Origin of the sequence: Shewanella holmiensis (assembly GCF_025370255.1) — a bacterium.
In the GTDB taxonomy this organism is placed as follows: domain Bacteria; phylum Pseudomonadota; class Gammaproteobacteria; order Enterobacterales; family Shewanellaceae; genus Shewanella; species Shewanella holmiensis.
The window spans coordinates 1-1086 of record NZ_JAMTCD010000060.1; the positions used below are offsets into that span (position 1 = coordinate 1).

Genomic DNA, 1086 nt, shown 5'->3' on the forward strand with positions numbered 1-1086 from the left:
CCATATGACCCGTGAGCTGGGTGCCGTCTTCGCTGATGGCTTGGGTCTGGGCGCTCAGTACGGGTGCATCGTTCGTGCCCATGATCGTGACGGTGACGGTGTGGGTGGTGCCGTCGGTGTGGGTGATGGTGACGGAGTCGGTCGCCGTCTCGCCGTTCTTGAGCGCATCAGTGCCGGCGCGGCTGTTGTCCAGCGTGTAGGTCCAGGCGCCGCTGGCATCCATCGCAAAATTGCCAAGCGGGGTGCGCTGCTGCAAGGGCACGAATTCCGCGCTTTCGCCGGTTGCCACCAGATGCCCGCCGGTGACCGCCGACACGTCTTCCTTCACCACGCCAACATCCACGCCGCCAATGACGACGTTATCGCGTTGCCCCTGGATGGTGACCGTGATGCTGTGGCTGCTGCCGTCGGCGCTGTGCACCGTGAAGCTGTCGGTGGCGGTATCGGTGCTTTGGAGCGCCTGGACTTCGGGCTTGCTGTTGTCCAGTTGATACTGCCAGTGTCCGTCTTCGCCGAGTGTCAGACTGCCGTAACTGCCTGCTGTGGCGGTCTGGGCTATGAAGTGAGCCTGGCCGTCGTCCGTGTCGCTGATTTGCAGCTGTCCGCTGGCGGACAGGGTCTGGTCTTCGACGACCCGACCAATATCTGTGCCGCTGATGCGGGCTGCATCATTAGTGCCGGTCAGCCTGATCGTCAGATTCTGCGTGGCCGTCGCGCCTGAGCCGTCGGTCACCGTGATCGGGATGACCACATCCTGCGTCTGGCCCGCAGCCAGGTGCTGGTAACTGGCGTGGCTGGGGTCGAAGCTATAGCTGCCGTCTGCATTCAGCGTGAAGCCATCGACGGCGTGGGCGATGCTGAAGGTTTGCGTGTCGCCGGAATCCACATCGGTGGCGACCATATGGCCGCTCAGCTGTGTGCCGTCTTCGGTGACCGCTTGGGTTTGTGCCGCCAGCACTGGCGCATCGTTTGTGCCCTGGATCGTCACGGTCAGCGTGTGGGTCGTGCCGTCCGTGCTGCTGACGGTGAAGGTGTCGGTAAGTGTTTCACCGGCCTTCAGTTGCTGGATCGCTGCCTGCGTGTTGT

General features: G+C 63.2%; 1 protein-coding gene. It reads right to left on the reverse strand.

Annotated features, from left to right (window positions below; genetic code table 11):
* Positions 1-1086 (reverse strand): VCBS domain-containing protein (locus NE535_RS18620; protein WP_261300041.1); only part of this gene is annotated, 1086 nt, incomplete at both ends.